Source organism: Nocardia asiatica NBRC 100129 (assembly GCF_000308415.1).
Taxonomy (GTDB): Bacteria; Actinomycetota; Actinomycetes; order Mycobacteriales; family Mycobacteriaceae; genus Nocardia; species Nocardia asiatica.
On record NZ_BAFS01000114.1, the window covers coordinates 22,337 to 28,992 of the forward strand.

Genomic DNA, 6,656 nt, shown 5'->3' on the forward strand with positions numbered 1-6,656 from the left:
GGTCGGAGGGGTCGCGGAGACGCGGGGCCGTAGGGCGGTGTCGCGGGGGCGCAGGGCGCGCATGGCCGTGATGTCGTGGGGCCGCAGGGTCGTAGGGCGCGTGGGGCCGCAGGGTCGTAGGGCGCGTGGGGTCGTAGGGCCGTGGGGCCGTGGGGCCGTGGGGCCGTGGGGCCGTGGGGCCGTGGGGCCGCAGGGTCGTAGGGCGCGTGGGGTCGTAGGGCCGTGGGGCCGTGGGGCCGTGGGGCCGCAGGGTCGTAGGGCGCGTGGGGTCGTAGGGCCGTAGGGCCGTGGGGCCGTGGGGCCGCAGGGTCGTAAGGGTGCGCGGTGCCGTCTGTCGCGGGGGCGTGGGGCCGTGGTGTCGTGAGGTCGCAGGGTCGTAGGGTGCGTAGGTCGCAGGATCGCAGGGTCGCGGGGGCATAGGGCCGCAGGGCGTAAGGCCGTGGTGTCGCGAGGCCGCAGGGCGCGTAGGGCGCGGGGCCGTGCATCATCATCGGGGCCGCAGGGTCGCGGGCTTGTACCTTCATCGTCGGGGACGCATCTTGGGCGGGATTCCGATCGAATGCCGTGTGAGACGTCGTCGGGTGCGGCTGAACGGCGGTCACTGCTGGGCGCGAGCCGGGCCCGCGCAGCACCGCGGCTACGCAGGTGCGCACCGGGGTCGGCGACCTCGTGGACGGCGTGACGGCGGTGACGTTGATCGTTCGATCGCTGCTGACGCTGAATCTCCGCGAGTCCGGCGGGGGAGTGCTCGCCGCACCGGACCCGAGCCGGACACCGGCTGGCTGCGATCGTTCGGTGCCTGAGCGGTCAGGCGGCTACGGCGGTGGCGAGCTTGCGCAACTCGGCATCGGGGTCGGCCACGTCGACCACGAGGCGTGTGACATCGGCGCCCGCCAGGTCGATACGGATGGCGTGCCCGTCGAAGCGCGTGTCCCAGAATTCCTTGCGGCCTTTGCCGCGGAACGTTCCGGCCGCGATGACACCGGGGAAGAAGGTTCCGGGCGCGCGCACCCACGGCGGGCGTCGGTCGACTCCGGCCATGCCGAGCGCGGTGATGTCGGACAGATCGAAGGTGAGTTGATCACGCAGCGCGAGCAGTTGATGCGTACCGCGCACGTGCACCGTCACCGTTGTTCCGGTGACTTCGAATTCCACCATCACGCACCTCACTTCACCGAGAACTACTACAGCGTCAACGATGCAGAACGGTCCTGGTCAAAGCCTGTGCCGTTCCTATGAGTTCTCTCAGTTTCGGCCCATAGCGTTACAGGGATATGCGCATCTATCCATGTGACACGCCAAAGCGCCGTAGCGAGAGGCTCGAATGCCGACTCGCAAGACGGCCTCGAGGACGAAGGCGAGGCAGCCGGGTGGTTACCGATTGCGCCTGCGCGCCGGGATGCGCTCGGCTGCCTCGGGGCCGGGATATCGCGGACGATCAGGGTGTGGCAGGTTTCGTGACGTATGCGTGCTCGGCGATGTCGAGTACCCCCGCCAGCCACGGTGTATAAGCCGCCGGATTGTCGGCCAGCGCGTCACGTAAGGCGTCCGGCTGGATCCAGGCATAGTCGGCGACTTCGGCCGGATCGGGACGAGGCGTCCCGTTGTCCAGCCGACCGATCATCACATGATCCCATTCGGACTCGACTCGGCCGGTGCGCGAGTCCGCCGCGTGGTAGCGGTAGATCCCCGCTTCGGTGAGCGCGGTGGACAAACCCATTTCCTCGCTCAGCCGCACCGCGCCTGCGCTGGTGACCGGTTCGCCGGGGGCGGGATGGCCGCAGCAGGTGTTGGCCCACAGCGACGGAAATCTGGTCTTCACCGCCGCACGCTGCTGCAACAGCACCCGGCCCGCCGAGTCGAACAACAACACCGAGAACGCGCGGTGCAGTCGTCCCGGGGCCAGGTGCGCCTCGGCGACCGAGCACGCGCCGACCGCGCGGCCCGCGTCGTCGACGAGTTCGACGGGCAGGGCCTCGCGGTCGGTCGGCTGGGCGAGGGTGTCGGTCACCTGCTCACCTTATCGGCGGCGATGAGCAGGTAGTGGAAGCTGCCCTCCCGGTACGCGGTCAGGAACGGCTTCTCGACACCGGTGGCGAGCTCGGATTTCGTGCGCAACTCCCAGTAGGGGATGGTCGCCGCGGTGAGCTCGGTCACGGCGATCGGCACCAAGTCGTTCTCCGCCATGGCGCGGAAGTACTCGCTGCGCGGATGGATCATGCAGCCGTAGTGCGCATCGATCCAGCTGACCGAAGACGAACGGCCGCCGGTGACGTCGTTGGAGCAGCCGGTGACGCACACGTAGCGGCCGCCCGGCTCCAGCAGGCGGGAGAACTCGCGGAACAGGTCGAACAGGTCCACGTACATGGTGGTCTCGTTGGTCCAGATGCCGCGCATGGAACCGGTCTCGAATCCGGTGTCCAGCATGTTGCGGAAGTGGAACTTCACCTTGTCCGCGACGCCGCGACGGGCGGCCTGGTCGTTGGCGAAGCCGACCTGGTATTCGGAGATGGTCACGCCCTCGACCTGGCAGCCGAAGCGCTGGTTGGCCATGAAGCTGGTGCCGCCGCGCCCGGAGCCGCCGTCCATCAGCCGGTCACCGGGGCGGACGTCGCCGAGGTGGTCGAGCAGGAAGTCCGCCTGCGCGGTTTCCAAGCGGTGCAGTTCGGTGACGATCCGTTCCTCGCGGGTGTCCTCCGGGCCGGTCAGCACGGACAGGTCCGGATCGCCGATGCCGTAGTGATGGTGATAGAGCCCGTCGACCTCACCGAGTTTGGTGTTGACCCGGTCGTCGTTCGGGTTGTTGTTCCAGTACGCGGCGACGGATTTCTGGTAGCTGGTACGCAGAACGGTCCCGGTCTCCGGGTTGAGCATGGTCATGCGCGATCATCCTCTCTCGGTGCGGTACTGCATCTCTTGCTTCAGTGCGAATCTCGATAGCGTTTGCTGTCGGCGTGCCAGGCGCGGTTGCCGCCCATCCAGGCCCACAGGCCCGCGAGGAAGCGGCGTAATTCCGGCGATCCGGCGGCGGCCAGGGGCGCCGCCTCGCGTTCGAACCGGTGCACCAGTTCGTCGTGCACCTCGGCGGTGCGCAGCACGGCCTCGCGGCGCGAGCAGCGCTCCTCGGCGGCGAGGACCGTGGGCAGGTTGAACTCCCTGCCGTTGGATCGGTCCTCGCGCGCCATCGAATACAGGTCGTTGACCATCTGGCTGGCCAGGGCCGCCGTGGTGACCACGCGGCGTACCGCTGGCTCGGTGTACTCCGCGGCCTGCAACTCGTAGCCGCCGAGCACGTCGGTCGGGGCCATACAGGGCAGGAAGCTGTGTGGTTGCCGGTTGGTCAGGTACTCCCAGACCGGCGGCATCCGCCCCGCCGCCCGCCAGCCCGCTTCGGCGCCGAGTGCGATGAACCAGCCCGCGATCTCGGTGCGCAACCGGGCCAGTTGCGCGGGGCGGGCGTAGCGGGACAGGTGGTCGAAGGAGGTGCGGAACGCGCGCAGGATCGGGTCGGCCTCCAGAGCCGCCTCGAGCTGGGCGGCGTACCGCGCGGGCAGGTGCACCGGGTCCATGGCGGCCGCGGCCAGTTCGAGCCGGGGCCCCAACTCGGCCTCGGCGCTGGACGCGGTGCCGTCCGGGGCCCGGTCGTCGGCATCCTCCTCGCAGTAGTAGTCGTCCACGGACCACTCCGAGACCGCGCACTTCGCCGCCGCCAGCAGCTTGTCCGCGTTGTCGCAGTCCGGGTGGGCGAGCATGATCAACCGGCCGAAGTCGGCATCGCGCAGCTCGTCCAGCCGCCCTTCGTACAATCCGATGTCCCTGGCCCACTCCACGATTCCGGTATTGACCGCCTCGGCGAGCACCGGATCGTCGCGCAGCGGCGGCGGGCAGTACAACGGCGGGATCGGATCGGGTCTATCGCGGTGCACCGTGGCGGTGCCCGGTCCGGTCGGCCCGCGTGGGATTCGCGCCGAATGGCCGGCGGTATCGGCTTCGGTGCGTCCGGTTCGGGGCACGGGCAGGGTGGGCGCTGCGAAGCCGTGTGCTCCGAGGAGCGCCGATGCCGTGCCGAGCCCGGTCGGCCCGGTGGGTATGCGTGGCGCCGTCGGTAACCGCAGTCGCCCCGCCGCGGCGATCGATTCCGGCACGTCGGGGGCCGCCGCTGCCCCTGTGCCGCCGGTGGCGGTCGGCGCAGCGCTGGTGTGGGCAGCGGTCGGGAAGGTGTTTGCCGCCCCGCCGCGAAGCGGGAGCAGCAGGGCGGCGGCTCCCCGGCCGGATGGGCCGAGCAGGCGGCGAGGCGACGCGCCCGTCGGTTCGGCCGGGGGCGGAGTATCCGGCGTGCCGGATGCGTCCGCCGCGAACAGTTCGGCGGGAGCGCTCGACTGGGTGTTGGTGAGCAGCGCGACGACGGTGGCGGCGACCTCGTTGGTGGCCTGCGCCGCCGCGGCGCGGGAGAGCACCGACATGCTCATCACTCCCCGGTCAGTCCGCTTGCCGGGCGACCAGGACGTTGTCGAGCACGCCGAGGGCGTCCGGCACCAGCACCGCCGCCGAGTAATAGCAGCTGACCAGGTAGGAGATGATCGACTGGTCGTCGATGCCCTTGAAGCGCACGTTCAGGCTCGGCTCGTACTCGTCCGGAATGCCGGTCTGGTGCAGGCCGATCACGCCCTGGTCCTTCTCGCCGGTGCGCATGGCCAGGATCGAGGTGGTCTGGGTGTCGCTTATCGGGATCTTGCCGCACGGGAAGATCGGCACGCCGCGCCAGGCGGGAACCCGGTGGCCGTCGACCTCGACCGGATCCGGGTAGAGCCCGCGCTTGCTGCACTCGCGCCCGAACGCGGCGATCGCCTTCGGATGGGCGAGAAAGAGTTTCGTGCTGCGGCGCATGCTGAGCAGTTCGTCCAGATCGTCCGGGGTCGGCGCGCCGGATTCGGTGTAGATGCGCTGTTTCAGATCGCAGTTGTGCAGCAGACCGAAATCGGGGTTGTTGACCAGGTCGTATTCCCGCCGTTCGTAGAGCGCCTCGATGGTCAGGCGCAACTGCTGCTCGACCTGGTTCATCGGGTCGTTGAACAGGTCGGCGACCCGGGTGTGCACGCGCAGCACGCTCTGCGCCAGGCTGAGCTCGTATTGCCGGGGGGAGGCGTCGTAGTCGACGAACGTGCCTTCCAGCAGCGGCTCGCCGGAGTGGCCGGAGGAGACCTCGATGTCGGCCTCGCCTTTGGTGTTCTGGCGGTGACTCGGCGCGGAGGCGACGCGGGAAAGTTGCTCGCGCAGTGCGGGGGCGCTGTCGACGAACTCGGTCAGCGATTGCCGCGGCAGGACCAGCAGTGTCGTCCTGGTGACCGTCTTGACGGTCACCGGCCAGATCGCCGAGGGCTCGGTGAGGATGGTGTCGCCGAAGTAGTCGCCACCGCCCAGCATGCCGAGCTTGGTCTGCTCGCCGTACTCACCCGAACCGATCTTGCTCAATTTGCCGTGCACGATCAGCAGGATCTGATCCATCGGATTGCCGAATTCCGCTATTACAGTGCCCGGTTCGAGATCGCGCTGCTCGAATCGCTCGGCGAGGCCGGTCAGCACTTCCTCGTCGTCGAAGCCGCGCAACGCGGGAAGTTCCTGCAATTCCAGGGGGATGACCCGGGCGGTGCCGCCGTCGACGACGAATTCCACCTCGCCGTTGCCCACGGTGTGGGTCAGGCGGCGGTTCACTCGATAGACACCGCCGTCGACCTGGGTCCACGGCAGCGCGCGGGTGAGCCAGCGCGAGCTGATGCCCTGCATCTGCGGTTCGGATTTGGTGGTGTGCGCGAGCAGTCCGGCCGTGCTGGTACTCAGGCTCTTGCGCGCGTTGTTTTCCGTTTGGACTGGCATTTCAATGGTCATGCGTGGTCCTCACCTCGAGACGGCCACCGAGAGACGGTGCCGGGTTTGGGGCATGGGGATTCGGAAGTCGTCGATAGATCAGAGTCGCTGGGTGTTCACATCAAACAGCAGCGGGGCATACCCGCGGAGAGCTCATCGAACGAAAATGCCTACGCGCCAGGGCGTTACGACGTGATCGATGGTAGACGCCGAAAGCGGATGCGCACAGGGAAATTTCGAAGTTCGGCACACGATCGGATGGATGGTCACGACACGCGATCGATTGCGATAACGGTGAGTGGCGTCCGCAGCGGCCCTTCCGAATTGCGTTGCGCTCGCCAGATATTAGCTGGCACCAGACAATTCTGTTGTCGTCGACCGATCGGCCCTGATGCGATCGCGATCCGGCCGACGCCAGCGGCGGGTGTCCGCGACCACGCCGCCGCGACAGCTCGTAGGCGCGATCGCCGCCGCGCCGCCCAGCGGTCCGCACCGCGAGCCGGGCGCTTGGCACGTACGCGCAGTCCGCGGTGACGCGCCGAGCGCCTTCGCGGCGTCCGACCGGGTGCGGTTCGCGCGGCGACCCGCGAGGTGGGATAACGCGCCGACGACACCCGTACTATCCGTGCGGAGTGCCCGAGAAGTTCTCGGGTGAGTGAACGAACGTCCTGTACGAGCCGACCGCGGCAACCTGGCATGTGACGTGTCACAGCGGACACATAATGGACAGGTGGTATGCGAAGCTCGTCTGAACACCTCGCAGTGTGTGATGCGGGTCACGTTCTACGGTA

Annotated in this window: 5 protein-coding genes; all 5 read right to left on the reverse strand. The window is 68.5% G+C overall.

The window, feature by feature from the left end; translation table 11 throughout:
• Positions 1-807: 807 nt before the first annotated feature.
• The 5 genes from ON27_RS10600 to ON27_RS10620 all read right to left on the reverse strand — a co-directional run bounded on the left by ON27_RS10600 (position 808) and on the right by ON27_RS10620 (position 5,886).
• Entirely contained in the window at positions 808-1,158 is a 351-nt protein-coding gene (locus ON27_RS10600; protein WP_043723574.1) for a hypothetical protein, read from the reverse strand.
• Between the two features lie 280 nt (positions 1,159-1,438).
• On the reverse strand, positions 1,439-2,011 hold the full coding sequence (gene idi / locus ON27_RS10605) for an isopentenyl-diphosphate Delta-isomerase (protein WP_043723556.1): 573 nt from the start codon (positions 2,009-2,011) through the stop codon (positions 1,439-1,441).
• Entirely contained in the window at positions 2,008-2,880 is an 873-nt protein-coding gene (locus ON27_RS10610) for a geranyl diphosphate 2-C-methyltransferase (RefSeq protein ID WP_043723560.1), read from the reverse strand. Before ON27_RS10610 ends, idi begins: the two co-directional genes overlap by 4 nt.
• 41 nt (positions 2,881-2,921) lie before the next feature.
• Complete coding sequence (locus ON27_RS10615) at positions 2,922-4,463, reverse strand: family 2 encapsulin nanocompartment cargo protein terpene cyclase (RefSeq protein ID WP_043723577.1); 1,542 nt, start codon at positions 4,461-4,463, stop codon at positions 2,922-2,924.
• Positions 4,464-4,479: 16 nt separating this feature from the next.
• Complete coding sequence (locus ON27_RS10620) at positions 4,480-5,886, reverse strand: family 2B encapsulin nanocompartment shell protein (RefSeq protein ID WP_043723564.1); 1,407 nt, start codon at positions 5,884-5,886, stop codon at positions 4,480-4,482.
• Positions 5,887-6,656: the final 770 nt, after the last annotated feature.